Origin of the sequence: Dyadobacter psychrotolerans (assembly GCF_004349265.1) — a bacterium.
GTDB classification, from domain to species: Bacteria; Bacteroidota; Bacteroidia; order Cytophagales; family Spirosomataceae; genus Dyadobacter; species Dyadobacter psychrotolerans.
The window spans coordinates 67936-93569 of record NZ_SMFL01000018.1 but is presented as its reverse complement, the minus strand read 5'-3'; the positions used below and the strand labels follow the sequence as shown (position 1 = coordinate 93569).

Here is a 25634-nt window from a genome sequence, read left to right as displayed (position 1 = left end):
GAAAAATAGGTTTCACAAAAAATCAATGACCTAGTAATGAATTAGAGGATATTAAAAGTGCGAGGATCGAAGATAAAGTTTTCAACTCTAACTATTGATACCTGATTTATAAGTGAATGGGCCGGATTAATGATGATGTTATATTCGTATGGGATAATTGCAGACGGTACTTTTAAGCAGAGATATTTTCCTTCGTCAATCCACTCTTCACCGATTTCTCTTGTAATTTGTCCATCAATCTTCCAATTGTCATTAGAAAATACAACTTCTTTTATACTATCAATCGGTATAGATATGAAAGCAATAGAATAAAAATCATCTCTGGGTAAGAAGGTATTATCTAAGTATACTCGAACTTCCCAGGCACTTAATGCAACACTGCTACCAGTATAGAGAGCATGTGTCCCTACATCGTTCCACCTCCCACCACGTAGAGAAGCACCATAACCAGATAAATCGTTAATGAATTGACTTTCAGAGATTCTAAAAACGTGCATTTACTTTATGCCAATATGCCATGAATAAGCCTAATAATTAAGGCACCTACTGCATCCCTATCAGTTTTAAGGACATTTAAAGGTATCTGACCTTGAAGAGCAACATGTGGCCGCTTCAGCCAGCTTATGAAATCATCTTTACTTCTAAATATTCTATTAGCACCCTCACTATCCCACAAGTAATCGACCTCTTTATCAACTTTTGCACTAACAGTTATTTTTCTACTTCCCAAAGGTATTTCACGGATTTGAACCGAGCGTTTAGGATCTAGATGCGCTGTAAGACTTACACCAATACCCTTTGTTTGTACTTCTATCACATATTTCGAGTTAGCTTTCTCCATTTGCCGAAGAGCACCTATCAGCGCTTTTCTGTTCCGGACAGGCGTGATCAATCTGAAGTGGCTTACTTCAATCCCATTGGCTTTAACTTCAAGTTCGATAGCCGTATCATCATCCAAGCCTTCAACCGTAACTTTTGTTTTCGTTCCCATCTTACTGACACATATGTGACACAATCTACAAGAAAAACACTGAAAATGCAAAGAAAGTGCAACTTCCACCATTTGAATATATATGGCAGCAGGCAAGCCGTGTAACATTCTAGCAAAAACCACCGTTTCTGCGCACTACAAAACGTCAGATTTCTGCACGATGGAAAAGAACAATTGGGAAGAAATAATATCCACTTTGCAAACGTCGATCAGCTGCTACCGGGGCAAGTCGGTTAACTTCCAAAAACCTTACATGTAGTATTCCCGACAACCCAAATTGTCCACTAGTATTTTTCGAAAACAACAATCATTTCTAATTTCCACATTGTCATAGCCTTCATGATCCATCCCTGCGCAAGTTGTGATTCGATTTCCTTCTCAACGCATGCCCTGCATTATAGGAAACCACCAAAGTTTTTGCCGGGGTTGCTGGCTTGAAAATCGTTACGTCATTCGTTTGAGCAAAACCGCCGCCGACATGGTAAGTGTAACTCTGAGTAGGAAGCTAAATATCTGTTTCATGAACATATTGCTTAAATTTTGTGATTGTTTTCCAGATGATTTAATCTTCTGTTATAATGTCCTCTCCTACTTCATAGGTCTAACATCTAAATAGGTAATATATCCGTTCCTTCTATTTTCGTTGGAGAAGTATACCCATACGGAATCATTTTTTTCTCCTGCCCCCCAAAAAGGTAGCGAGTTTTCTATCTTCCAAACTTCACCGTTAACATTTTTATAAACCAATAGAAATTGCTCATCACTAAATTTTGTTTTAGGAATGTGGACTTTTTCTAAAATAGCCGCTTTTACACTATCTGATTTAACAGTAGAAGACGGCAATTTGTTAATCAATTGCCCAACGGGTTTAGGTTTAATCGATGTCTTAAAATTTAACAGCTCAGTGACTAATACAAAGGCTAGGGCCAACAGCATAAGTGTATACGTAATGGTTTTCATATTTAATTTCCGTTTAAGTCGCGCTCAAATTCTTCAAGTGTGTAATAATTCTTAACATTCAATCTTGCATTTTCTTTTATAGTATTTAGAATCCTGATCATGGATTTTTCAGCCCTCTCAATACATTCACTAAGATTAGATTCTGCACCAGAAACCAGTTGGGCAATGCTTCTTTCATGAGAATTGGTTATGCATTGCAAGTTTTCTCTTGTTAAATCCATATTCTTCAATAGGCTACTTAATGTTGCAATGTCAGTTTGTATCTGTTCGCTAACTTGTTGTATTTTAGCAGATTCTTTATAATATGTATCCAAATGCTTCAAGAATCGCTTGTATTCTTCATTAAAATCTTCTAGATGCATAGTGCTGTAGGCAAAATCCTTACGCAGTAAGTCCACAGTCTTGTCAACCTCTTGAATCTGAATACTGTTTCTATTCGCAATCCGAAGCAAGTCTTGAATGTTAGGTCTCATCTCATCAGGAAAATCCTTCTTTCTCATTTCAATAATGATGAAAAGCATGACGACCACTAGTAAAATAATCTTAGACGATAGTAACATGGCTATTTAATTTTAGTATCTCGTTGTAAAATATTTGAATTTGGCTAACTATGGACATTATACGTTTAGCAAAAAAATAGCTGGTTTTAGGATAAGTGTTGTCTATTAAGATGGAAGTAATTTGGCACAAATCTTCTCCCCATCCGCGTAATTTCGCAATATATCTTATCCCGAAACAATTTGGCATTTCACAAGATGTAAGCATGAAAAAGTAAGTTAAATTATAAAATATAAATTTAATATATTATAATTTAACTTACAAATTATCTGATGTATTTAGAGGATATAGATGGTTCGCCTAAAAGTAAATATTACATTTCGGCTTTGTGATGTATAGTGGAAATTAAAACATGTGAATACAAACCAAGTTGCTTCAATACTTGGTTGAGCGTTTAAAGGTTGTCATAAAAAGCTTTCATAATAAATAGTCGATAGCTAAAATCTAATCCAAACCATTCTTTGGTCGTAAAATGAAGTCTCATTTTAGGAACAAGCTCGGAGCCAGATCCCCTAATATCTAGAATAATTGGCTCAAAAGCATCGCTACCAAATTTTAATAAGGTGCTTTCAACAGAATGAGAAGGGATAGAAGTTCGATTATTATCAACTGTATTTACACAGTTCAAAGACCGAAAATGTTTCGTTGCAGTTTGAATTGCAGTTTCCATAAGTATAAAGTAGAAAATATTAGTGGCTGAAATACTTTATCAAAATTGGTAGAAAACATTTTCTATGACAATACGAAAAAAGTCTAATTTGATATATTTTTCGAAATATTTTTAAATAAAAATGGTACGTCTTAAGACGTACCATATAAAATAAATACATGATTGGATTAAAAAAGTACAGTTTTGATTTAATTTTCTAGTTTGTGAATCAATTCAAGTCTGTTTTTAACAAGTACCTTTTTGAAGGTGTTTTCCAAATGTTTTTTAACCGTACCTACTTGAATATTCAGTGAATTCCCTATCTCTTCGTTAGTATAGCCTAATTTTAGGAGCCTGACTACTTCTTTCTCCTTTGTAGTAAGACCAAATTCATTCATATTCATTTCTAATCTCATACCTGGATCATAAGAATCATTTACTAAGACTGGTTCTTCTTTGTATGCAAACTCCAAGGGCATAAGTGTAGCTTTATTTTCTTCCAATGAAACATCAGGCAAAGCTTTGTCAATTTCTTTTAATCTTTCAAGATCGCTTCGTACATCACGAATTGATTGCCTCACAAATAAAAGTGTAATGATTGCAAATCCACCATTGGTTAATAATGCTTCGTTCACCTGCTCAATTCGAAAGTATGCAAAAAAGGCAAGGGTTGCATAAGGTATTACTGCAAAATAGACTCCGACAATTTGTAGATAGTCCTTTCTTTCTACATATCTGTACTTCTCCCGGATAGCGTTAAATAGAACATAACCTAATACGATCCCATAAATTGCAGGTATGATCAGGCCATTATCAATAGCCTGATCAATATCCTTTTTTAACAAGTATGTTATCCCAGTTATCAAAAAAAAAGGAAGATGCAAAAAAAAGTAAATACCTCTTGTTGCATGCCATTTTAACTGGCTTATATCATAGGCTTTATAAAAATAAAACGGGAAATATGAAGCCATGATGAAGCCAGCGCCGTACGTTAATCCGTATTGAACGCCAATGGGAATAAAACTTATTCTTGGGTCTGGAAATAACCCCATCGCAATATTTTTAATTATCAATAGAATGAGAAGTATTAAATAATACTTCCGGATCTTTTCTCTTTTTGCCAAATATATAGGCAACTGGAACAATAGCATTATAATTTCGAAAACTATAAAGGTCGCAGTTACCACATTCATATCTGTATTAGATACTGTCATTTGTTTTATTACTGATTAAATATAGAGTATATCCAAAATCTAGCTCTTTGTAGATTTTCAATCCGTACCTTTCATACCAAGGAATATTCTTTAAAGTAGATGTTTCCAAGAAAATTGGGCGATGTTCAACTTTCGCATCTTCAATAATCTCCGTTAATAGCTTTCCTCCTACACCTTTGGACTGCGCTTGTGGTTTTACACCTATAAACCACAAGTAGTAAATTGGGCTGTCTGGGTAATTAGCAGAAATTGCTTTTTCTCGTTTCATAGCTTTGAGAGCATTATTTAATCCGATCCCAAGAAGGACCAGCCGAACTTCGTGGAATAGTCCGGAGAGTGTCGTTTTCTTTTTTTCAGGAGCTGAAACTAATGCGCATGCTTGTTCATCATCGGAGAGAAATACCTTACCACTTGCCATACAAACTTCGAATGAGTACGCCATTAGTTCTGAAATTCTATTTATACGTTTTGAATCATTTGGAATAAGGTAATTGATACTCTTATTGTCTTGAAATGAATCAGTTAGTATTTTTACAATGAGGTTTTTGTCACAACGCTTAGCTAATTTCATAATTTTATAAATGTTTAATTCTGAAATAATGACATACGTCTTGAGACGTATTTTAACATAAAAACGAAAAAAAAGTCACAATTTAGTCCATTTTCATTGCCTAATAGGCATATAAAAAATCGTAAGCTGCCAACTTAAAAAAAGTGAACCATTAAAAAACTTACATTGTGATCTGCCGGTTACCTAACAAATGAGGGAAGCTAAAATCTTTCCTCATTTGTTAATTTGTGGTTAAAGTGACAGCCTGTCACTTATTTAATAGCTCTGAAGCGCTGTGAAAACTATCAGGATCCTGGCTATCAAGGCTTGAAACAAACGCAATCACCTCTTTGAATTTTCGTGCATTTCGCCGAAAAGTTTCTAGCTCTGCTTTTGTCTGTTCCAGTGAAGATTTGAGACTTGCTATAATCTGAGTGTTACGTGGATACTGGCGAACTGCATACATAAAAGCTTTACTCCCACTGCCAACTATTCCATGACTAATGATCTGATTCAAGATATTGACAACATCTTCGTTTTCTTCCTTATCAAGATGCTCGACGACGATGGTTTTAAATACTTTTGACATAAATAAATTTTAAGAGGTTTATATTAACGGCCTGTCAACCGATTTGATAGAATAAAGATATAAAAAAAATTCAGCTATTACAATATATTGTAATAGCTGAATAGTGTTGAGTTTTTTCCCAATTGTGCCAATTATCAGGATGATGAAAATTTTAAGTTACAGCCCCCTGCGGATGACGGATCTATTTTTGTTTTGTGCTTCATCACCAGGTGGAGTATCTGCTTTGCCAATCAAAGCTATAATTTTTTCTGTCTCCATCTCTTTCATTCCATTGTCCTTACTGGTATATTGCTCCTTTTCCTTATTAGGATTAAGGCTTTCAGTCAGTCGCTTTTCAATAATTACCAGACTATCCTTTAATTCCATCAATTTTCCTTCTTTTGGCCACGTTTTCGACAAAACATCTTTTGTCATTTCCATATCTTTGATATAACCGGCTTGTCGTTCTTCCATTCCCTTAATTAGCTTTTCAAAGACTTCTGGGGCAACTGATTTATTTACCCACTCCCCTGCTGTTTTCACCTTATCACTTTGCAGATATCCCGAGTTGTGTTTGTAGCCAATGTCGTTAGACGATCTCAGTTCCCATCGATGCGATATTTTTTGAGTGCTTGTATCCGTATCTACAATAGAAGTTTGAAAAGTATCTAAGGTAAGATCAAAACCTTTTATATGGCTAATCAACTTTGTGCCGTGCTTCTTGTTTGTCATTTCAGCTTGTAACATTAGCTGGCCTAAATCTTCCACTTTGTCCATATCGACAAGAGGTATTAGTTTACCATCCTTATCATATCGAATAACGGCTTTTTGGTCGGCTTTAACTTTGGAAATATTTTCTTCTGTTTTCTCCATTGATACACCCATTTGTAAGTAAACTGCTCTTTGATATGATATATCTTTTCCAAAGATTTTTTTCTCTGCCTCCAAACCTGTTATTTGTTTCTCAATTTTGGTTTTTTCAAGTAAATCCTTGTTTCCAGACAGTAGGGCTACGTATTCAGCATAATTCATACCATTGCTTTCGTCGGCACTACCTTCATCAATTCGCCGGATATTAATGTTCTGGTTCTTAATTTGGGATATGAATAATGACTTATTTTGAACCAAATTAAACATGAAGTTATCTAGTGTTTTTTCGACCGCATAGACATAATTCTGAACTTCATTACCAAAATGATTTTTAGCAACTTCATTTCCAGCCCTTGATCCACGTCCAACACGCTGTTCTAAGTCACTTGGTTTCCAAGGCACATCTAAATGATGAAGAGCAACAACGCGTTGCTGTGCATTTACACCAGTTCCCAACTTCTCAGTTGAGCCGATTAACACACGAATTGAGCCTTCATTAGTTTCTTTAATTATTTGTTGCCTTTGCTTATCATTGTTCGCATCGTGAATAAATCGAATCTGCTTTTCAGGGATACCATATTCAGTAATGAGCTTAATTTTCAGCGCATCGTATACATTAAAATTCGAGTTGGCCGAAGGAGTACCTAAATCGCAAAATACCATTTGTGTTCCCTTATAAGAATTTGACTCCTTGTAATGTTTTGAAATGATGTCAGCACATACACTTACCTTGGAGTTGGGTTGGTCAGGAAAATCCGGATTAATAAGGCGCATATCTAATGCTGCCTTTTTTGAATAGTTGGTAGCAATCAGCATTTTAGCCGTTTCCTCGGATTTGCTCAATGGCGCTCTGCCCAACAACATACCATTTCCTGTCTGGGCAAATTCGATTAGCTTATCTGTAAAAGCTGCTTGATCCTCTGTTGGTTTCATATTCACCAATTTATGAGCCGCTTTCGGTCTGTCAACACCTACCATTTCCGCGGTACGATAGTCGGTGATCTGACTATACATTAAAGCAAGTTCCGGTACTTTTATAAAGTTCTTAAACCTTGATTTTTCAATAAGCTGGTTGGTAACGGAAAATTCGTAGTCAGTCGTTTTCTTAGCAAAAACAGATAGCCATGAATCAAAATTTTCAATTTTTCTTCGTTCTAATTCTTTTGGACGTAAGTATTTAAAGAGAAGGTACAACTCAGTCAGAGAATTAGAAATTGGTGTTCCTGAGAAAAATGTAACGCCACTATCGCTTCCCCTTTTCTCTTGAATTGTGCGTACTGCGAAGAGCATGTTTAACGCCCTTTGTGATCCAATAGGATTTCCCAAGCCTGCAACGCGATCATGTCTTGTCGTAAACATCAGATTCTTGAATTTATGGCTTTCATCAACCATTAGGGAATCAATTCCCATTTTCTCAAAATCAATTACATTGTCCTTTTTCTCCTTAATTTGGGTTACAACTTCGTTCAAGTTATTCGAAAGGGAAATTTTTCTTTTTTCTAGCCCTTTCATCATTGAAGTGCCGACAGACAAACCCGACTTTTCCAATTCACCCAAGTCCTTTTCAAGATTATCAACTTCTTTATCTAAAATCCTTCTCTGAACATTCAAACTTTGTGGGATTTTAGAAAATTGATCATGAGTCAAAATGATTGCGTCCCAATTTTCATTTGCGATAGAGCTGAACAATTTCTCCCTGTTAGGCTTTGAAAAATCGTTTTCATTGGGTGATAGTATTTTAGCATCAGGATACACTGCTCTAAATGTATCTGCAATTGCCCCTACGTTAGCTTTTAAGCCAATTAACATTGGTTTAGCCGCTAAACCTAGACGCTTCATTTCGTAGGCAGTTACGATCATGGTCAAGGTCTTCCCTGTTCCAACCTCATGATCAACTATACCTCCTGCATTCTGTAATAACATCCAAGATGTGTCTTTTTGAGAATCGTATAATTTTTCAAGACCAACATTTTGAAGTTTTAAGCCAGGGAAGGTCATATGGGACCCATCATACTTAGGCTTAGTTTCAGCGTTAAAAAGATTGTTATACGTACTTTCAATACCCTGCTTGTCTTTTTCAGGAAGATTTTGAATCCAATCAGAGAAACCATTTCGGATCAAATCGATTTTTTGAGAAGCCAGCCTTACATTTTCAGCATCTCTTACTTTTACATCTTTTCCATCTGGACCTTCAACAGTTTTAGTAATGTCCGGAACATTATCCAATAGCGCGTATCTGAACAAATCAATCCCGGTGTAAGTACGACGATCCGTTTGAACGGCATACTCTGTGCCTATTTTAGAATTGTATCCAAAAGACTTGATCGCATAATCGTCTATTGACGGAGAGTAGTTTACTTCAACATCAGAAGAAAAAAAGTTGGTAGCAAAACGAGAATAGATATTTGGATCAATCCACCTTTCTCCCAAATTAAACTCTAACAAATCAAATGGAACTGGCTCAGGTTTAACAGTATCCAAAAATGCCAAAGTCCTTTGAATTTCCGGATCATTGTGATTCACTAGACCTTTTATGCTCTCTATTTTCTGCAAAATATTTCCTGAGCCTAAAACATCTTTAACCTGGTATTCATCGTCTATCGGCGAAAAATAGAGTTTATCACTTAATTCTTTTTTGAGATGGTCGATGTCCAGTCCTGAGACACTACCCATGTAATCAAAATTCACCCTACCAAACAGATTCAGGGATGCAGCTAACGATTCATTAGGAGTAAAAACATCAATTTTGGCCGAAGCAATGTGTACCGGTTCAAAGAAGATATCTGTTTTTACATAATCGTTTCTTTCCTTATCAAATTTCTCCAATGAGAGCAACTCTCTACCGGCAGGGTCGAGAAGGATCGTGTCCATGTTGCTCTTATGCTTTAAAGGTCCATAAAAGCTAGTAAATAGGTCATACGACTCATTTAATCGCTGACGCGACTCTTTATCTTCAATTTGATTATCCCTCTCACTCCTGAGAAGCCCAAAATAAGCATCACGAATATCAATTAATGCTTCCCATTGCTTGGTTTGCTTTGATGACAATTGAAAATCTTCAACCAGGGGATTGCCGTTATCGTCTTTACTTACTTTACCTATCCTACCGCCCTGCGATACAATACTATCATCACTTATATGGTCGAACAACTTGCCGGTAAATGGCAAAGGGTCAGCTTTTCTTACTTCGATCTCTGGTAACGGAGCGAACAGATCAAGTTGTGGAGCAAACAGATCAAGTTGGCCAGTCGAGACTGAGTTTTTGCGTGGGAGCTTGCTAACCTTGCTATATGCCTCACTATCAAAGTTGATTTGAATATCATTTGTAAGAATACCTTTCAAGGTGCTACCAATCTCCTCAATTCTCCCTCCATGCTTGTAAATAAAGGCAGGTTTTCCATATTGATTAGTATCAACAACCTTACTTGTATGAATTATCTTTTGGGGATTACTATCAAAATAATCATTGGATAAAACATCATTGCCATTACTAAGATCGGACAGATTAAAAACATGTGAAGTTGTTTCCAAAAAAGCTTTTTCCGTTCTACTGTACGCAATAGTTGGCCTATTTCGCTTTTGGACAACAATTAGATCGGAGCCTACTTGCGTACCAGCTGATTCAAATAAATTATGTGGGAGCCTAATTGCTGAAACAAGCTTTCCCTGCTGCAATAAACTTTCCCTAAATTCTCTGTTGGATCCCGAATCAGCAAAATTACTAGTCGTTATAAAGGCAACTAATCCACCTGGCTTAGCTTGTTCAAGTGATTTCAAAAAGAAATAATTATGAATTTGATTTACTGCTCGTGCTTCAACCGGCCCTTTCTTCTGAAAAGCAGGATCATACACAGATATCGCTCCAAAAGGGATATTGGAAGTAACTAAGTCAAAATGATTTTGATACCTTCCACCAATATTCTCAAAACCTTCAACCCTAGTTCTGTCATTAGATTTTACAGAAAGTACAAGACCAGTAAGCAAATCCTTCTCAAACATGACAACATCATTGGGAGAATGGCTTTTTCTCAAACGATCAACAAACAATCCGTTCCCTGCGGATGGGTCGAGAACAGATTTAATGTTGACCTGATTGTCTTTAAGTGCGCTTGAAATGGCATCTACAATGGGAACCGGCGTATAAAAACTTGTTAAGACGCTGTTCTTAACAGAATCAACATATCGTTTCTTTTCGTTGGGTTTGTATTGCTCAATTAAATCGTGAATTTCCTGAACGTATGGTTGTACACGATGCTTTTTCCCAGTCCATAACTGGTCAATTTTCGGATCTAATAAAATCTCTGTTATTGAGCCAAAACCAGAATAACCAGATAGAACTTCGCGTTCTTCTGAGTTTGCTTTGCGTCCCTCCTTTGATAATTCAAAAGCAGTCGATAAAGCCGCTATATTATTAGTTAATACGTCGAACTTATTCATTAAACAAATGAGAAATGGAAACTGATTAATTTCGTTGGAGAAGTGTCAAAGAAATTTTCCGAAGTAAATGAGCCTTAGCATCGCTTATGTCACTTGGACTTGTGGAAAATTCAACCGTTTCAATTTCCGTATGAACAAGTGGAAGTAACTTCAATAGAAGCTCTCTATCAGATACATCTGATATTCCTGTTAGTTGTTGAATGGTATCCTCATTCTCGATGATAAAATCACGAAGAGTTCCTATTGGTGATGATATGCTTTCAAGTGTCCTGGCTAAGGATTGTTCAATAGCCTCTGTGCTTTGAAAGCCTTCCTTTTCAAGAGTTAGAACATGATCTATTGTATCTTCAGACCAAGCTTTAATCTTTCCTTCAAAATCATCTCCTTTATCAAGCAGGTCGGGATGATACTGCTGAATATAATTTCTTATACGATTTTGAAAATAGCCGTTTCCGGCTTCACTGAAGTTATTTCCATTTATACTAGTCATACAACAAAGTTTTAAATTATAATATATCAAATATATAATTTAAAACTTTATCAAAATACTAAAACTTAGGAAATTAAAAATTCAAAAGTGCTTGTAGCTCATATTACGTGAATTATACTAATGAAAAACCTAACCTGAAAGTTCTTAAATAGAGAAATCTGATACAATCATTGCCCAAACCCGAAGCCAAAGGCTCCGGGCGGCAAAACAATTATTATAGTAAGTGGCTGCAGCCACTTACTATATGAACATTAACAGCTTAAAACTTGCCTTGCTACACTCTTGCAATAGTTGTAGCCTTCGAGATTCAAAATTTTAGCGCTACCAAACATGCCACTCTCATCAGCGCCTTTCAATACATGTGTGGTGTAATGAGTAACTCCGCCGAAAAGTCCGTAAAGATTGAAGCCAATGTCTTCCATTTCACTACTTAGACTCTCATCAATTGAAGTCATAATATTTCTTTTGCGCGTGCTGATCTCTTTGTCTCCTAGAGTTTCTTCATTGCTCAGATTTGCTAGACGCGCAATCAGACTTCGTTTGATTTCATCTGAAACCTTGACTTTTGAGAATTCATCTAAAGTTTTGTAATAACCTGACAATTCTCTTTTATAACTTTCAAACCCCGATAAAATCTGGTTTACTCCGTTATGTAAACTGCTGCAATGTCTAACTTTTAACATTCTGAATTGCTGTGCAAAACGATTATTGCATCGAACCATAATGTTAGAATTCCCGACAAAAAAGCCTGTGCTGCCATCATGGGAATTACCTAACATGAGATAGTCTTTAAACTCAAAGCCACCAACTTCAAAGGTTTCAGTACATCTAAGATACCCTAGCATTTTTTTACCTCCATCTACTTCATAAATAGCTTCGACCGGGAAGTTGGTAACACTTGAAAATCTTTCTACTGCATCAATAAATTGTGCGTTCGTTTGCGGGGTGTAACTGTTTTTGCAAACATTCAATAAGTCTCCATTGTCACCACGAAGAATGGTTTTGTAGTCAGACAAACCAACTACTGAATCTTGGAATTTCGTATCCAAAGTTGATGTAACAATGTCCCAATCAGATAATGTTGTAAGAACCGAAGAACTAATTAAATTTTCCATAAAATGTTTATTTTAAGAGGTTTATAATGACGGTCTGTCAACCGTTTCAACATTATAAAGATACGAAAAAGGGCTAACTAATACAATATATTGTAATACTAAATCTTTCTTCCCATCTGTTCTTTTCAATTTTTCCACGAATTACAAATAACTAGCTTTTTGCTCCTTGGCCGGCCAGCTGCTGCGGGTCAATCACTAAGGTTTTTGTTAAAGATCTTCAACCAGGATAAGGATTTTCTTAGGTAAGTAGTCAGTGATCAGACCAGGTGCTTACAAATGCGATTGTCAAAAAGCTTAGTGTTTTCAGGAAAGCAGTTACATGTAGTATTTGCGACAACCAAAATACAAGGGATGCCTTCAATGACTTCTTGCATATCAGTCGATAACTGACTAATCTTAACTTTCCATTACAGGAAATATTAGTATCTCCTTAAATTAATTTCAAATATGTCGATACTTACAGGCCAAACACTTTTCAATCAAAAAGATTTAAATAATAGAGCCGACTTGCTGAGTCTTGCAAATACATTTTTAAGTGACGCAGAACAATTATTTGGTCCAAGAACGAGTGGGCATACACTGGTGGAGTGCTGGTATCACGATGATGGACCTGAAATTTTTTATCCTGAATCTGGCGGTATTGCAATTCGGCTAAGTTCTGATTCCAAAGGTGATCCTCGCCAAATCATATATCAATTAGCACATGAGGTTGTACATTGCATTTCTCCATTAGGTGGGGGACTACACGCCAATGTATTAGAAGAAGGGCTGGCTGTATACTTTTCAGTAATAACTGTGAGGAAATATGGTTTGTCAATAAAGCCAAAAATGAAAAGCTATATACAAGCTTTAAGCATCGTAGAACCTTATCTGACTAAGCATTCTTCATTTATCAAAATTGTCCGGCAACAGGAGCCATACATATGTAAAATAACAAAAGATCTGCTACTTAATCTTGGCATTGATATATGCGAACAAGATGCAATTTCATTATCTGAAAAGTTTGATAGATTTGAATGATCCACTTCCCAAAAGCTTACATGTAGTATTTCGGACAACCAACTTGTTAAATAATTATTGATCATTCACACATAATGCATTCCTAATCGATTATGATTTGGAATGGAATTACAGAGCCGATTCTCATTCAACGTGAATTGAGAATCATTCTCATTTACTTTGCAAATGCATTACAAGTTGAAACGATCTGGAATTATGAGCATGCAAACTCTTACATGTAGTATTTCGGACAACCTAAAACGCTGTAAAAGTGACAGCGTGTCACTTTTACAGCATCGTATTATCTATACCATGAAGAAGGAATTCGAGGGCTTCTAGGTCTAACCGAAACGGGTCTGGCCAGTTTTGGATTATTAAGCTGAATCATCCTTTTTATTACAATGTCCAGAACACCTTGATCTTTTAAATCAATCAGATCGTCCGGAGTAGTTGTAAAGCATCGACAACAATTATTGTTTATTGATGATAGAATAACATCCGTACTTACCTTATTCCGGCTCATGAACATAACATCGGTATTTGACAAACACTTGGAGACAGTATGCGGGATAACGCTTACGCTGCATGACATTAGGCAAGCTAACGTCATGCTGTATACGATAGTCTTCATATCAGATTAAATCAATTCGATCAACTGAAATATTTACAGAAACTTTCGCTTCTCCATCTTTATCCGTGAATGTAGAGAAATCCGGTCTTCCCGATATGTGAAGCTTTTTTCCTTTTGTCAAGTGCTCTAATAGTGCAAGATTTGAAGTTCGACAGTTGTACCATTGCGTCAAGGATTCGCCAGCTTTATTTTTTCGAGTGCAAGCAACTGAAAAAGCAAGGAACGGTTTCCAATCTTTCAAATCCACCTGTTTGGCATCATCTCCTAGATTTCCAATAATTGTTAAATTTTGCATGATTTTTGAAGTTAAATAGTTAAAAATTAGAGGTTTATGTTGCGGTCTGTCAACCGTTTCAACACAATAAAGATATAAAATAAAATTTAGTATTACAATATATTGTAATACAATAACGGAGATACACCTTTTTTCCCAAATGTTCGATTAAAAAGGCATTATGCCTTGACTGGAAACTTCTTTTCAAACTCTATTTGTAATTTTCCTTCTTTAAGTACGATAAAGGCTTCGTAGGGCTTACCCTCTTTCGAATGAAAAGCCAGCTTTTTCGTTTTTCCTTTTAAAACCAAGTCTTTCACATTTGTATAAGTTAGAGTGCGGCCTCTGAATTCCTTCCAGATTACATATTTGCAAGCTCCACTCTTAAATTCAGTACAGCCAAAACCTTTTAGATTTTCTGTTAACGATCCCTTTTTGCAAGCAGGGCATAAAACTTTCTCCTTGTCGGTCTGAGAAGTCATAGAAATTGTATTAGGATCCACTTCATTCGTATAGACAGATAAAACAGAAGTTGCAGCTAATGAAGAAATTTCATTGATGAATGTAGAATAGCTATACTCTCCAGACGAAATCAATTTTAACTTTTCTTCAAACTTTGCTGTTAGTTGGATCTTTCCAATTAACTCATTATGTGTGAGCTTATAAACACTTAAACCGGCCTGAGTAGGTATGAGCTTTTTCCCTTCCCTTTTTATAAAAAACCGTTTAAGAATTGTTTCAATAATGTTAGCTCTGGTTGCCGGTGTGCCAATACCAAATTTTTCTTCGGTATCATCCAATGTGTCACTTGCATTTTCCATTTGCTTTAACAAGCTGGCCTCAGTAAATAATTGTGGCGGTGTAGTAAATCCTTTATGAACTTCCTTCTTCTCTACGAAACAAGTATCACCTTCTTTCACGTCAGGTAAAGACGTGTTTTCATCGTCCGGGCTTAAATCATCATCATCCACTGCGAATTCACTGAAAAGATTTATTGCTTTCCAGCCATTTTGGATAATGACTTTTCCTCCAACTCTAAATAACCCATCTAAGCCAATCTTAAAGGATAGTACTGTCTTACTTTCAACACATTCGTCTGAAAAAGTTTGAATAAAGCGCTCAACAACAGACAGGAATATGAGTTGCTGCTCCTTCGTCATTTTGCCGAGATCAGGCTTTACCCCGGTTGGAATTATTGCATGGTGATCAGTAACCTTGCTATTATCGAAAGGCGCTCTACTGAGTTTCTTTGAAAGAATTGATGTTACTGGGCCAGAAAGAGAACCGAGTGTTTTCAGAAACTGAAAAGATTTAATAACATCATCTTCCATGTCGTCCGACAAATAATTGCTATCAGTACGTGGGTAAGTTACATATTTAGCCTCGTATAAGCTTTGAAGTGTATCAAGAGTAGTCTGGGCAGAAATAGAAAATTTCTTATTTGCATGCTGCTGCAAATGTGTTAAGCTAAAAAGCTTAGGAGGTGCTGTTTTTACAATCGACTTATCAACTCCTGTACATACAATTGATCCACCAATAGAACTTAAAACAGCTTCTGCTTCTTCGTTAGTTGCGAATTGTTTGTGATACTTTACTGGAAACATTCCATGCTGGTGTTTTAGCAACAAGGTGGGAGTGAAAAAAGCAGTCTTTTTGAAATTGACATTGTCTAAATATCGCTGACAAATCAAATTTAATGTTGGCGTTTGAACCCGGCCTATGGAAACCACTTTAATGTCGCTATTGGCGTATTTTACGGTGTAGACGCGAGTCAGATTAATACCTAGAATCCAATCACTTTCACTTCTTCCTTTCGCGGCATAATAAAGATTATTATAGTCTCGTCCTGGCTTCAAGTTGCTGAATCCTTTTTGAAATGCTTCATTAGTCAAGGAAGAAATCCAAAGTCGCTTAAATGGCTTCCGAGATCCCGTTAAGGCGTATATGTAGCGAAATATTAATTCTCCCTCCTGCCCTGCGTCTGTTGCAACTATAATCTCATTGGCAGACTCAAAAAGAGATTTGATTTTGAAATACTGGCTTCTTAAGCCAGGATCTTTCGAACAATCAAGTTTGAATGGCGTAGGAATATATGGAAGACGCTGTATGGAAGATGCCCAAGTTTGCTTTTGTCCATTTACTTCTCCAAAACTGGGATATGTATCTAATTCGGCAAGAGATACAAGGTGACCGATTGCCCAGGTTACTCGATACCCGTTTCCCTCGAAATATCCATCCATTTTATTTGTTGCTCCTAAAAACTCAGCAATAGAGCGAGCAACAGAAGGTTTTTCTGCAATTACAGTTTTCATGACTATTAAATAAGATAAGAATTGGATTAAATTCTGTGCTTCTTGATTGGGGTTGGTGCTTCGGGAGTAGCTGCTTTCATAGCTGGCTCATTGAATGAAGCTTTCGGAGAAACCGATGGTGATGGAGCTATACTGTTATTCTGACTTTGCTCTTTCTTTTGAGCAAAGTCACTTAACAAAGGGATACGAGATAGAGATAAATTACTTGACTCAGGCAGTGGTTGACCCTTGCGCTCTTTTAAAACATCATTGAAATCATTTTGAACAGATGATGGTCTAAGAATAGCAACTAACGGTTTTCCATCTTTCAAAGTGATCTCGTTTGCTAAATAATCCAACGCAGTACTTAGCATTTTGGAGATGTTAGGAAATTTAATCTCGTATGAACTGGTAAATGCCGAAGGCTTTTCAACAATACTTCTACTTTCAGATGATTCCTTAGCTTTTTTTGAATCGTCCACTGAATGTATGTTAATAGCAGCCAACAAACGATCAATGATTGAATCGTTTGATTTTTTAGCATTATCTTGACCATCCCCTTTTGGATGATTGATTTCAACCTTTAAAATATTATATCCGACCTCTTTCTCAGCTTTGTCTTCGGCTTTTGGCTTTGTCGGATTTACGTAGGTAATATTGGGTACAATACTATTATTAACATCTCTCAATGGATGAGCCATGCCTAAATAGTTTATTGCAAATCTGTTACCAGGTGCATTTCCGTCCATCCCAATTACAAACTGAGCTTGCGGATTAGTTGATATCAGATTTGAAATGTGCATTTTTTGTTCCCTTGAAGGGTTTCCCGCCGGCGATATGTACTGTCGGTATTCACCTTCTTTTGGAGGGGATAGTTGATGGTAAGACAGTGAGTCTATGGGAGATTCAGAAATAATGATCCTATTTGCTGAGATTTTCTGAAACTCGTGCTTGTCTTTATCAACTGGAAGAGATATTGGACCATGTACTGGATGATCAATATGAAAAGATGCTATTCCCGCAGATTTGCTTAAAGTACCAACAGTGCCCTTTTCAAGTTGAACAGTCTTATCTTTAAAAGTGAAATCTGAATCTTTTAACAATATATTATGATCGTTTGTTTTCCAAATTCCATCCCATTTACCTCCGACCGGCAAGGCTTTATAATCCTTGTTTCGGATGTCGAATGAAAGAATATTTCCTTTTTGAGACGTTAAAGGAAAAGCTGTATTTTCAAAGTCGCTGTTTTTCTTTACACTTAAAATTTGATGTTTAAATTCAGGAGCTAAAACAGTTTTGGTAGCTAGTAGCCTCTCATTTACTAAATATCCAACCTTCTTTTCTCCAATATGAGTTGCATTATATTCTCTTAGAATATCTGCTTGACGTAATTTCTCGTCATTTAAAAATTGACCTGGAGTGGCCGGTTTCATTGGCAATATTTGAGATACATTTTGCTTGTAAGTTGGATTACCAAGAATTGAATCCATAACTGGAAAAGCTTCCTTGTAACTACCTTCTTTGAATTTCACAAACTCAATTGAGTCTCCCCTAAAATTTGTATTGTTCAAATCAACGTACATTTTATAATCTCCTTTTGGATTATTCATTACGGCTAGGCGCTGGCTATCTCCCTCAATTCCTGACTTATATACACGGTAAACGTCATTAGGTTTAGATTTATCACTTAAAGAATACCCATAGTGATTTAGTACAAGCTCTAAATCTAGATCCTTTCTTAGTTGCGAGAAATCACGCTTTTCGTATTTAGGAACAAACTCCTTTGGCTTATCTTCATGCCCAGGGTAAGAAATATAAGATTTTTTAATTTCCATATTTGTTCGATTAGAATCTAAATATAGTAAAGGATCAATGATATCAAGCTTCTGGCCTTGTTTATTAAGGTCGACCATCGTTTTGTGTAGAACATTTAAATTGTATTCCTTAGCTTGGCTTTGGGTACTTCCAACATTATGGAACAGATCTTGCGGGGACATGTGGTTAATAGAAAGTTGCTCCTTTTTAGAATCATGATATAGTGGAATACGATTTTGTTTCACTCCTTGAACAAGTACACTCCGATCATGAATCTTTTGAAATTCGTCTGATTTGAAGCCATTAATGGAAGGGTAAAAATCAATTCCAAAAGATTGGGAGGTACTTTTGTCAAACTCGTTTTTAATTGGACGTTTTACATCCGGATCAAATTTTGTCGCAATTCTATCCTTTCCAGATTCTTTAAGTGCTTCATTAAGCTTGCTAATATTTTCGATTGAAGGTTCAATCCAAATTTTAATCGATCCTTCAATTCTTGCTTGCTCATAAGCATCAACGGCAAAGCTACCGAAGGCAACATACTTGACTCCTTTTGCATTCATGTTATTAAACACTTCAACCTGCTCGTCGTTGATTAGATTAACAGGCTTTATAGGTGGCCGTACGACTGAATTTGCCTTGACAATCTCGCTATCATAAACAACACCATTATCATGGATGTGGGCATTTGCACCAAGTGCTGCACCTGTACCAATAGATGTTTTTGATCCTGTTATAACTCTTGAACCAATGGTAGCATTTGCTTCAATAATGTTATCCATGCCTATACTTGCTTTGGTATCAATTATTGAATTAGAACCAATAGAAGACCTTGCACCAATATCAGAATCTTGCTTAATCAAGACCCTATCCCCTATTTTTGCTGATTCAAAAACAGTTGAATTATCACCAATCCGACACTCGGACCCGATCTTAACGTTCTTCTCGACTACAATATCGTCTCCGAATGTAGTATTTGAACCTATACTTGATCCGGATCGAATCTTTGCTCTCTCTCCAATAGTTATATTGTTACCAAGTCGAACATCTGTCCCGACACTTGCATTGGGAGCTATGCTGATTTGTCTTTTTTCAAATTCGCCTTTTAAGTCCGTTAGGCTTTCATAGCTATAAGCAACCTCCTGGTTGTTTTCAGACTGTAAATAGATAGTTTTTGACATCTGATTATATTTTATTGAAATTTCATAATGAAGATTTGTGTGACAAACAATCTAAACTCTTGTGGGAGAAGGAGCCAATCCTCAAAAGACATGTCTCCTCGGATCTTCGGAATAAATATGTCTTCTCCATCGTCTTCCCTTGAAGGAATAAATTGGGGTTCAAGCGCATCAGGCCCGTATGTTTCCAAAATATAATCCAGTGTTAAAATGTTTTTGGCTTTCATAAGTGTTGTGGATTAGTTCAAATTCTTTGTTTGACACCAGGCCTTTCCGGCGCGTCAATAGTTTTTTTGGCTTGCTCAGGAGTTTTATAGCCTTCCGAAGCAGTACTGTTTAGAAGTGATTTTTTGGCATCAATATTATTGCCTTTTGGAAGCTCAATTCCATTTGCTTTATCAGCTTCTCCAACTTTTCCACTTAGTAAATTAAGGTTCACAGTAGCGGAGTATGGCTTGTCGAGCTTTGGGTCTTTTAAACCAGACAATTCAATAGGATTGCCTATTAATAAATTATGAACCTGTTTTTCTGTTAACTGAACCCCTTTATATTTGATTGGAAGATCGGTTACGGGAATCTCGTGTTTTCGTTTGTGAATTCCCCCAGGCAAGCCATTCTCTCCTATTAGCGAAACCTTCTGTTTTTGTTCAAGCACGAAAAGTTTTCCGGACTCATCCAAAAATTGTTTCTTTCCTTTGGGATCATTGGATAGGTAGAAATCACCAACATTATTTAGCTGTTGACTAAGCTTGTGGGCTTTCTGCGTAGAAGTCGCATTAGATGTTAATGTTTCCTTAATTTCTCTGACCAGCTCCTTAGTCTGTGTGTCATTAGTGTGTGTCTTTTCTTTTAACAAACTTGATAACCTAATTTCAAACCGAGGATCAACTGTCAATGAGTGACTTAACCCCTTTTTGCTTTCTGGTAGTTTTACAGAATCAAAAGTGGAAAATCCCAGCTTTAAAACAGGAATATTCGAATTGACTTGCTTATCCAGTTGGTAAAGCTTAACACCAAAAAAATGACGCGGTTTACCTTCTCCGTCTCTGGAAACATTCCTCACTTGTACAACCTCTCCTTGCATCAAATTCTGATATACATTTTTCTGTGAAAGTATTTGAAGAGACTGTTTGTCCTGAGCAAGATCATTCATCGCCTGGGAAAGGTCTACACCTTTATACATTTGTGCTATCCTTGCGATATCACTCTGAGTTTTGCTGATTTCAGCCTTTACAGTACCCGCAGACTGAATGTCTCTGCCATGTTCTATGCGATCGTTGATAATCACACCATCATTTGCTGCCATTCCTTTTGAAGGAGCCAAAGTTTCAGCTTCTTCCCTAGTAATAGGCTTTTTTGAGTCGAATTTCTGACTAATATTTTTTTGAATAGCCATAAAAGTTATAAATTATAAATTAGTAAATATTAAATTGTAAATTTATAAATTTGTTTAGAAATAAAAAATTAGCCTTGAATAAGATTATTCTATTTTGTAGCTTTTTGATAGCGATGTGCCATGCATTGTCCGGCAAGGGACAAGAAAGGTTTTACTTTGACCAGGAAGAAGGAGATTATGCAAATCAGCAGAAAGACTCCATAGACTATAAAAGGGCTGTTATAAATCTTTTAAGAGACGAACTTAATTTGAAGGAGATACTAAACTTATATATTTATCTAGGTATTGTGGATAGTACATATTTAACTGCAATACCATGCATAAATCCGATTGAAATAAACGAAAGGCCGTTTATTACAAGCCTTTATGGATTTAGGATTCACCCGATCAAAAAAAGATACATAAAACACGAAGGAATTGACCTGGCCTGTCGAAAAGGCTTCCAATTTATATATGCTACGGCAGATGGGATTGTAAGTAAGTCTGGTTACAATGGCGGCCTTGGATTAAGCGTGTCAATAAAGCATCCAAGTGGTTTTGAAACGATCTACGGCCACTTAAGCGGAGTATATGTTTATAGTGGCTCAGAAGTTAGAATCGGAATAGTAATCGGCGTAATGGGAGAAACTGGCCTCGCAAAGGGCATCCATTTACATTACGCAGTAAAAAAAAACGGAATACTAATTAACCCCCTACCCTATCTAACACTTTATCAAGAATTTAAACAAAAAAAAGACGCTTTAAAGGCGTCTCTTTCGAAATCTGGAAGTAGGTAGTATTACTTTTTCGACTTTAAGTCTAAACCCAAACCATTCATTACACGATTCTTATTTTTAATTTTTTCGAGTTCATCGGTTACAACCTTTATCACTTTCTCCGAGTAAAGGATCTTGTCAAAGCTATATCCTAATCTATCCACTGTCCTTTTTAAAGTAAGCATATGAGGACCTGTTCCTTTTGCTTCCTTTAAAGCTCTATATTGTAAATACGACAATCCATAAGGCTCCATCAAGCTCTTCTCGCTTGGTTTTTCAGACTGGCGTTCAAATTCTTCCTGTGTCAGTTCACCATTTTCATACTTATGCAACACTATCAATTTGAGGCACATAGAAAATACTATCTTATAGTAAAATTTTAGCGCCTCTGGTTCCTCATAGATAGCGTCGAGTTTTTCGAAAATTTCTGGGTTCATATTGTCGTTTCGGTAATCGAGTGTTATAAAAGAGAAATATCCTTCTAAAACACCATTTTGATCAGTTATCGGTGAACTTAAATAATTATTTGTCATAAAATTATATAATTTATGGTGAATGCTACAGTTATAGATTTAAATTTTATAAAATAGCTATGGGAATACGGCAAAAAAACTATCATACGGGAGGCTAAACCCTATAAAAATCCAAGTGAGGAGTCAATATTTTGGAATGCACCTCTTAAAAGCCTAGGAAAAAAAACAAGTATGTGATTTATCAGGCTGGTGTAGCTGCTCGTTCCTTGGGAAATTCCATACTTTCAATTCTTACGAGTTCTCGGACTTCATTTTTGATATTCATGTAGTTATCCTCTAAAAGCTTTTTCTTCCAATCCTGCTTAGACATTGTGGAATAGTCAGCACCTGGATAATAACTAGCAACTAACTTTTCGATGTCTTTAATAACTGGCGGCTTTTTATGGATATTTTTCATCCCATTCTGATCGACTGTAATTAGCGCGTTGAATGTTTTAAGCTCAGTCTCTTCACCAAAATTGTCAGCAAATTGTCCTACAAATGTGCCTTGGGATAAGGTTGAAATTTTTGATGGTGGTATCGTATCATTGAGTTGCGTAGACAGGGTTACAGTTGTATCCTCTCTCCCAAAAGCAATGCTCTCCTGTTCTTGCTGAGTTTTTCCAAAACGTTCTGAAAGTTTTTTAGCAGATTCAAAAACAAGTTGGCCAGAAAATACATTACCGGGCATGTTCATTACAACTTTTGCAGCCTTTTCGCCATACGCACTGGTAAGCTGCTCAAAATCCTGAAAACCAAGCCAAGTAGCTACTTTATTTGAACGAGCTGTCGCTATAAGCGTATCTATTCCTTTTAGGAACATGGTTGGTAATTCATCCCAAAACAGGGCTGATTTAAGTTTCCCTTGCTTATTGACCATTTTAATCATTTTAGAAGTATACAATGAGAATACTGCCCCATAGACTTCTTGCCTCTCTGGATTATTTCCTGTGCACAAAATTTTGGGATCGTCCGGATTATTAATGTCCAATCCAAAGTCATTACCTGACATAATCCAATATAACGTTTCAGACGAAAGCCTTGCAAGAGGTATTCTAACTGAAGCAATTTGCCCTTCAAGCTGTTCAGCTGCTCCGTTTAGCGCAGCACTAGCAAAAGGCCGAACATAAGCTTCTAGCGCAGGATAGGAAGCCATAATCCGAAACATCTCTTCGTAATCTTTTTGGCAGGCAAACTCCAAAATATGAGGAAAGGTGCAAACGTTTCGAAAGCGCCTATACAGGGCTAGGTTCTCAGCATTTTGAGACGCAGGTGATTTTGCTAGCTCGATGTTATACAATTTTGTGTATTTGTCACTTACCATTTTCATGTACCAAATGACGGATGCAAGAAAATTGATTGCCGATTCAACGAAGAAGTCCCCTTGTTTATCCACCCAAGTTCTGTTAAGATTGAGCATAATAGTAGAAGCACTCTGATAACCATCTAATATCTCTGTCATTGTAGATGGAAGCAAAGGATTACATCTGTGAGAATACTCAATATCATCAAAATTGATCACACAGAATTTTGGAATCAGTAACTCTCCATTCGGCTTCCTTCCCCAGGCCGTGGGATTTTCGTTTAAGGTTTTTTGATAGGCATTATAGGCTTCAATAGTTAATGTAGGATACTTGAAGTCATAAACGTATAAACAATATCCCTTCCAGGTTGATTGCCAGATAGCAGGGTTAAGTATAGTAAAAGACTTACCAGATCCGGGAGTACCCAGGATCATGTTGGCTCTAAATGGATTTATGATATTGATCCAGCCAGTTCTCCATTTTTTATTAAAGTAATAAGTGGTTTTGTAATGAATGGAATAGTCGTTCTCCATATATTCTTCATTCTGGGGAAACGTTTCATTCTCATTGTTAAAAATGTCATTGTTATTTTTAAAGAACATTATGCGCGAAGCATACTGGCCTGCCTTTATAATCCAGAAGATACCCAAAGATGTACTGAACAGGTATAAAAAATCGCCTATGTATCCCGGAAATACGCTTTTCGTATACAAGATTAATATATTTCCGAAAAAAATGATGGTTCCTAGTGCCCCATATTTATACACATCTTTTACCGTTATACTTGGATCAATTCGGCCTTTTGACCCAATTGAATATATTATTAGAAGAAAATAGATAGTTATTTTAGTAATGAGGGGATGGAAAAATATGCTGTACCTATCATTTAGCCTCAGTAATATTTTTGAGAAAAACTCAGTTGGGTTGATTCCTCCAATAGAAGGAATTTTTGAGAAGAATGAAAAATTGTACCAATAATGGTGTAAAAAAACTAGAAAGAGTGCAAGAGTGAGTACGAGTTCAACACCTTTAGCACGCCCTTCCTTTTCAGAATTTGTAGCGCTCATAGCTATAAAAATTATAGATTATAAATTATATATTTTCAAATCTATAATATTTATTTTACATTTAAAATGTGAAACATTTTAAAAATTTAAACAGCTTGATTTACAGCTATGAAAGAAACACGAAAACGAGTGAGTATTTTTCTTTTACTCGCGGCAACAATTCCTTTTGCAGCACATGCACAACAGGAGAAACTTACTGAGAAGGAGATTGAAAGCAACATCGTTCGAAACTACTTTGCTGATAACAGACAAGAAGTGGAAAGCGGTCGCCTCGATTATCTAATTCCAGAATCTTACAAGAAATCTTATCCGGCCAGCTTAGGGTATAATCTTGATATTTTCGAGAAAGTGAAGACATTAAGAAGGTATTTCCTTCAAGAGTACATACCAGATCCGTCTCCGGAAGTTCCAGAACAATTTCAGTACCAAAAAACTATCAGTGGTGCAGAACAGGAAAGGACGATTGAAGAAGAATCTGCTGAAAAATTGTATAAAGAGCAGTCTGATCCACTGTATTTCGAGAAATCCAGAGAATCCTTTAAGGAAGAGTTTAACAAGAGAATGCAAGAAAGGAATTTCAAAAAATAAAAAAGGGCGGCTTACTTCAGCCGCCCTTTTTTATTGATAAACCCACTCTATTTAATTACAAGCCTATCTTTTTTGATATTTAGTACCGTTAATCTCTAATACATTGTTTTCAATTAGTAAAGGAGTCGCTCCAAATCCTGTTACAGCGGAATAATAATTACCTTCTTTCTCAAATTTAAGCGGATACTTGTCACCTTTACTATATTTGAGAAATAGCCCATCATTTTCCTCGTAGATAGTAAGTGTGCTTGCTTTCCCTTTAACCTTATCCCACTCCCCTACGTATTTATTTTTTACGCTGTCACCCTGAGAGTTTCCTGAACAGGAAATTATAAAAAATCCTAACAGTATGATCAATATTTGTTTCATCGTTAAATCCTTTAAAGTTTAAATCAAAACATTAAATAAATAAAAATATTGAT

Annotated in this window: 22 protein-coding genes; 3 read left to right on the top strand and 19 right to left on the bottom strand. The window is 36.3% G+C overall.

The features are described 5' to 3' along the window. Positions 1–41 precede the first annotated feature (41 nt). The 11 genes from E0F88_RS30035 to E0F88_RS29985 all read right to left on the bottom strand — a co-directional run bounded on the left by E0F88_RS30035 (position 42) and on the right by E0F88_RS29985 (position 12402). Complete coding sequence (locus tag E0F88_RS30035) at positions 42–497, bottom strand: RES family NAD+ phosphorylase (protein ID WP_131962037.1); 456 nt, start codon at positions 495–497, stop codon at positions 42–44. A 5-nt stretch (positions 498–502) separates the two neighbouring features. Then, positions 503–991, bottom strand: a complete 489-nt coding sequence (locus tag E0F88_RS30030; RefSeq protein WP_165940185.1) for an MbcA/ParS/Xre antitoxin family protein — start codon at positions 989–991, stop codon at positions 503–505. Between the two features lie 588 nt (positions 992–1579). Further along, positions 1580–1951 carry a hypothetical protein gene (locus E0F88_RS30025; protein WP_131962035.1) on the bottom strand — a complete coding sequence of 124 codons (372 nt, stop codon included), beginning with the start codon at positions 1949–1951 and terminating at the stop codon, positions 1580–1582. Positions 1952–1953: 2 nt separating this feature from the next. Next, the gene (locus E0F88_RS30020; RefSeq protein WP_131962034.1) at positions 1954–2511 is read right to left on the bottom strand and encodes a hypothetical protein; all 558 of its coding nucleotides are present in this window, start codon (positions 2509–2511) and stop codon (positions 1954–1956) included. Positions 2512–2903: 392 nt separating this feature from the next. Further along, on the bottom strand, positions 2904–3179 hold the full coding sequence (locus tag E0F88_RS30015; protein ID WP_131962033.1) for a hypothetical protein: 276 nt from the start codon (positions 3177–3179) through the stop codon (positions 2904–2906). A gap of 188 nt (positions 3180–3367) precedes the next feature. Further along, a complete protein-coding gene (locus tag E0F88_RS30010) occupies positions 3368–4372 on the bottom strand; it encodes a helix-turn-helix transcriptional regulator (RefSeq protein WP_131962032.1) in 1005 nt (334 codons plus the stop codon). Next, positions 4359–4943, bottom strand: a complete 585-nt coding sequence (locus E0F88_RS30005) for a GNAT family N-acetyltransferase (RefSeq protein WP_131962031.1) — start codon at positions 4941–4943, stop codon at positions 4359–4361. Before E0F88_RS30005 ends, E0F88_RS30010 begins: the two co-directional genes overlap by 14 nt. Before the next feature lie 247 nt (positions 4944–5190). Further along, positions 5191–5511, bottom strand: a complete 321-nt coding sequence (locus tag E0F88_RS30000) for a hypothetical protein (RefSeq protein WP_131962030.1) — start codon at positions 5509–5511, stop codon at positions 5191–5193. Positions 5512–5667: 156 nt separating this feature from the next. Beyond that, positions 5668–10797 (bottom strand): helicase-like domain-containing protein, encoded by a 5130-nt coding sequence (locus E0F88_RS29995; protein WP_131962029.1) that lies wholly within the window; start codon positions 10795–10797, stop codon positions 5668–5670. A 25-nt stretch (positions 10798–10822) separates the two neighbouring features. Beyond that, positions 10823–11287, bottom strand: coding sequence for a hypothetical protein (locus E0F88_RS29990; protein WP_131962028.1), 465 nt, complete (start codon positions 11285–11287; stop codon positions 10823–10825). 251 nt (positions 11288–11538) lie between these two features. Further along, on the bottom strand, positions 11539–12402 hold the full coding sequence (locus tag E0F88_RS29985) for a DUF932 domain-containing protein (protein WP_131962027.1): 864 nt from the start codon (positions 12400–12402) through the stop codon (positions 11539–11541). A 447-nt stretch (positions 12403–12849) separates the two neighbouring features. On the opposite strand from E0F88_RS29985, the gene E0F88_RS29980 reads away from it, so the two are divergent. Then, positions 12850–13422, top strand: coding sequence for a hypothetical protein (locus E0F88_RS29980; protein ID WP_131962026.1), 573 nt, complete (start codon positions 12850–12852; stop codon positions 13420–13422). 611 nt (positions 13423–14033) lie between these two features. Here the strand turns inward: E0F88_RS29980 and E0F88_RS29975 are convergent. The 5 genes from E0F88_RS29975 to E0F88_RS29955 all read right to left on the bottom strand — a co-directional run bounded on the left by E0F88_RS29975 (position 14034) and on the right by E0F88_RS29955 (position 20986). Continuing rightward, a complete protein-coding gene (locus E0F88_RS29975) occupies positions 14034–14327 on the bottom strand; it encodes a single-stranded DNA-binding protein (protein WP_131962025.1) in 294 nt (97 codons plus the stop codon). 158 nt (positions 14328–14485) lie between these two features. Further along, the gene (locus E0F88_RS29970; protein ID WP_131962024.1) at positions 14486–16618 is read right to left on the bottom strand and encodes a type IA DNA topoisomerase; all 2133 of its coding nucleotides are present in this window, start codon (positions 16616–16618) and stop codon (positions 14486–14488) included. A 26-nt stretch (positions 16619–16644) separates the two neighbouring features. After that, positions 16645–19593 (bottom strand): toprim domain-containing protein, encoded by a 2949-nt coding sequence (locus E0F88_RS29965; RefSeq protein WP_131962023.1) that lies wholly within the window; start codon positions 19591–19593, stop codon positions 16645–16647. 11 nt (positions 19594–19604) lie between these two features. Then, the gene (locus tag E0F88_RS29960; protein ID WP_131962022.1) at positions 19605–19817 is read right to left on the bottom strand and encodes a hypothetical protein; all 213 of its coding nucleotides are present in this window, start codon (positions 19815–19817) and stop codon (positions 19605–19607) included. Positions 19818–19834: 17 nt separating this feature from the next. Continuing rightward, positions 19835–20986 carry a hypothetical protein gene (locus tag E0F88_RS29955; RefSeq protein ID WP_131962021.1) on the bottom strand — a complete coding sequence of 384 codons (1152 nt, stop codon included), beginning with the start codon at positions 20984–20986 and terminating at the stop codon, positions 19835–19837. A 74-nt stretch (positions 20987–21060) separates the two neighbouring features. Between E0F88_RS29955 and E0F88_RS29950 the strand changes: the two genes are divergently transcribed. Next, positions 21061–21762, top strand: coding sequence for a M23 family metallopeptidase (locus tag E0F88_RS29950; protein ID WP_131962020.1), 702 nt, complete (start codon positions 21061–21063; stop codon positions 21760–21762). A 2-nt stretch (positions 21763–21764) separates the two neighbouring features. Here E0F88_RS29950 and E0F88_RS29945 read toward each other — a convergent pair whose 3' ends face one another. Together E0F88_RS29945 and E0F88_RS29940 are read right to left on the bottom strand one after the other, a co-directional pair. After that, a complete protein-coding gene (locus tag E0F88_RS29945; RefSeq protein WP_131962019.1) occupies positions 21765–22274 on the bottom strand; it encodes a hypothetical protein in 510 nt (169 codons plus the stop codon). Between the two features lie 181 nt (positions 22275–22455). Next, positions 22456–24624, bottom strand: coding sequence for a YWFCY domain-containing protein (locus tag E0F88_RS29940; RefSeq protein WP_131962018.1), 2169 nt, complete (start codon positions 24622–24624; stop codon positions 22456–22458). A 108-nt stretch (positions 24625–24732) separates the two neighbouring features. On the opposite strand from E0F88_RS29940, the gene E0F88_RS29935 reads away from it, so the two are divergent. Continuing rightward, entirely contained in the window at positions 24733–25212 is a 480-nt protein-coding gene (locus tag E0F88_RS29935) for a hypothetical protein (RefSeq protein ID WP_131962017.1), read from the top strand. A gap of 63 nt (positions 25213–25275) precedes the next feature. Here the strand turns inward: E0F88_RS29935 and E0F88_RS29930 are convergent, their stop codons facing one another. Then, positions 25276–25581 (bottom strand): hypothetical protein, encoded by a 306-nt coding sequence (locus E0F88_RS29930; protein ID WP_131962016.1) that lies wholly within the window; start codon positions 25579–25581, stop codon positions 25276–25278. Between the last annotated feature and the right edge of the window lie 53 nt (positions 25582–25634).

Bases quoted from the DNA above. Each gene is read 5' to 3' on its own strand.
- E0F88_RS30035 (WP_131962037.1), bottom strand. From the start codon at position 497: ATGCACGTTTTTAGAATCTCTGAAAGTCAATTCATTAACGATTTATCT.
- E0F88_RS30030 (WP_165940185.1), bottom strand. From the start codon at position 991: ATGGGAACGAAAACAAAAGTTACGGTTGAAGGCTTGGATGATGATACG.
- E0F88_RS30025 (WP_131962035.1), bottom strand. From the start codon at position 1,951: ATGAAAACCATTACGTATACACTTATGCTGTTGGCCCTAGCCTTTGTA.
- E0F88_RS30020 (WP_131962034.1), bottom strand. From the start codon at position 2,511: ATGTTACTATCGTCTAAGATTATTTTACTAGTGGTCGTCATGCTTTTC.
- E0F88_RS30015 (WP_131962033.1), bottom strand. From the start codon at position 3,179: ATGGAAACTGCAATTCAAACTGCAACGAAACATTTTCGGTCTTTGAAC.
- E0F88_RS30010 (WP_131962032.1), bottom strand. From the start codon at position 4,372: ATGACAGTATCTAATACAGATATGAATGTGGTAACTGCGACCTTTATA.
- E0F88_RS30005 (WP_131962031.1), bottom strand. From the start codon at position 4,943: ATGAAATTAGCTAAGCGTTGTGACAAAAACCTCATTGTAAAAATACTA.
- E0F88_RS30000 (WP_131962030.1), bottom strand. From the start codon at position 5,511: ATGTCAAAAGTATTTAAAACCATCGTCGTCGAGCATCTTGATAAGGAA.
- E0F88_RS29995 (WP_131962029.1), bottom strand. From the start codon at position 10,797: ATGAATAAGTTCGACGTATTAACTAATAATATAGCGGCTTTATCGACT.
- E0F88_RS29990 (WP_131962028.1), bottom strand. From the start codon at position 11,287: ATGACTAGTATAAATGGAAATAACTTCAGTGAAGCCGGAAACGGCTAT.
- E0F88_RS29985 (WP_131962027.1), bottom strand. From the start codon at position 12,402: ATGGAAAATTTAATTAGTTCTTCGGTTCTTACAACATTATCTGATTGG.
- E0F88_RS29980 (WP_131962026.1), top strand. From the start codon at position 12,850: ATGTCGATACTTACAGGCCAAACACTTTTCAATCAAAAAGATTTAAAT.
- E0F88_RS29975 (WP_131962025.1), bottom strand. From the start codon at position 14,327: ATGCAAAATTTAACAATTATTGGAAATCTAGGAGATGATGCCAAACAG.
- E0F88_RS29970 (WP_131962024.1), bottom strand. From the start codon at position 16,618: ATGAAAACTGTAATTGCAGAAAAACCTTCTGTTGCTCGCTCTATTGCT.
- E0F88_RS29965 (WP_131962023.1), bottom strand. From the start codon at position 19,593: ATGTCAAAAACTATCTATTTACAGTCTGAAAACAACCAGGAGGTTGCT.
- E0F88_RS29960 (WP_131962022.1), bottom strand. From the start codon at position 19,817: ATGAAAGCCAAAAACATTTTAACACTGGATTATATTTTGGAAACATAC.
- E0F88_RS29955 (WP_131962021.1), bottom strand. From the start codon at position 20,986: ATGGCTATTCAAAAAAATATTAGTCAGAAATTCGACTCAAAAAAGCCT.
- E0F88_RS29945 (WP_131962019.1), bottom strand. From the start codon at position 22,274: ATGACAAATAATTATTTAAGTTCACCGATAACTGATCAAAATGGTGTT.
- E0F88_RS29940 (WP_131962018.1), bottom strand. From the start codon at position 24,624: ATGAGCGCTACAAATTCTGAAAAGGAAGGGCGTGCTAAAGGTGTTGAA.
- E0F88_RS29935 (WP_131962017.1), top strand. From the start codon at position 24,733: ATGAAAGAAACACGAAAACGAGTGAGTATTTTTCTTTTACTCGCGGCA.
- E0F88_RS29930 (WP_131962016.1), bottom strand. From the start codon at position 25,581: ATGAAACAAATATTGATCATACTGTTAGGATTTTTTATAATTTCCTGT.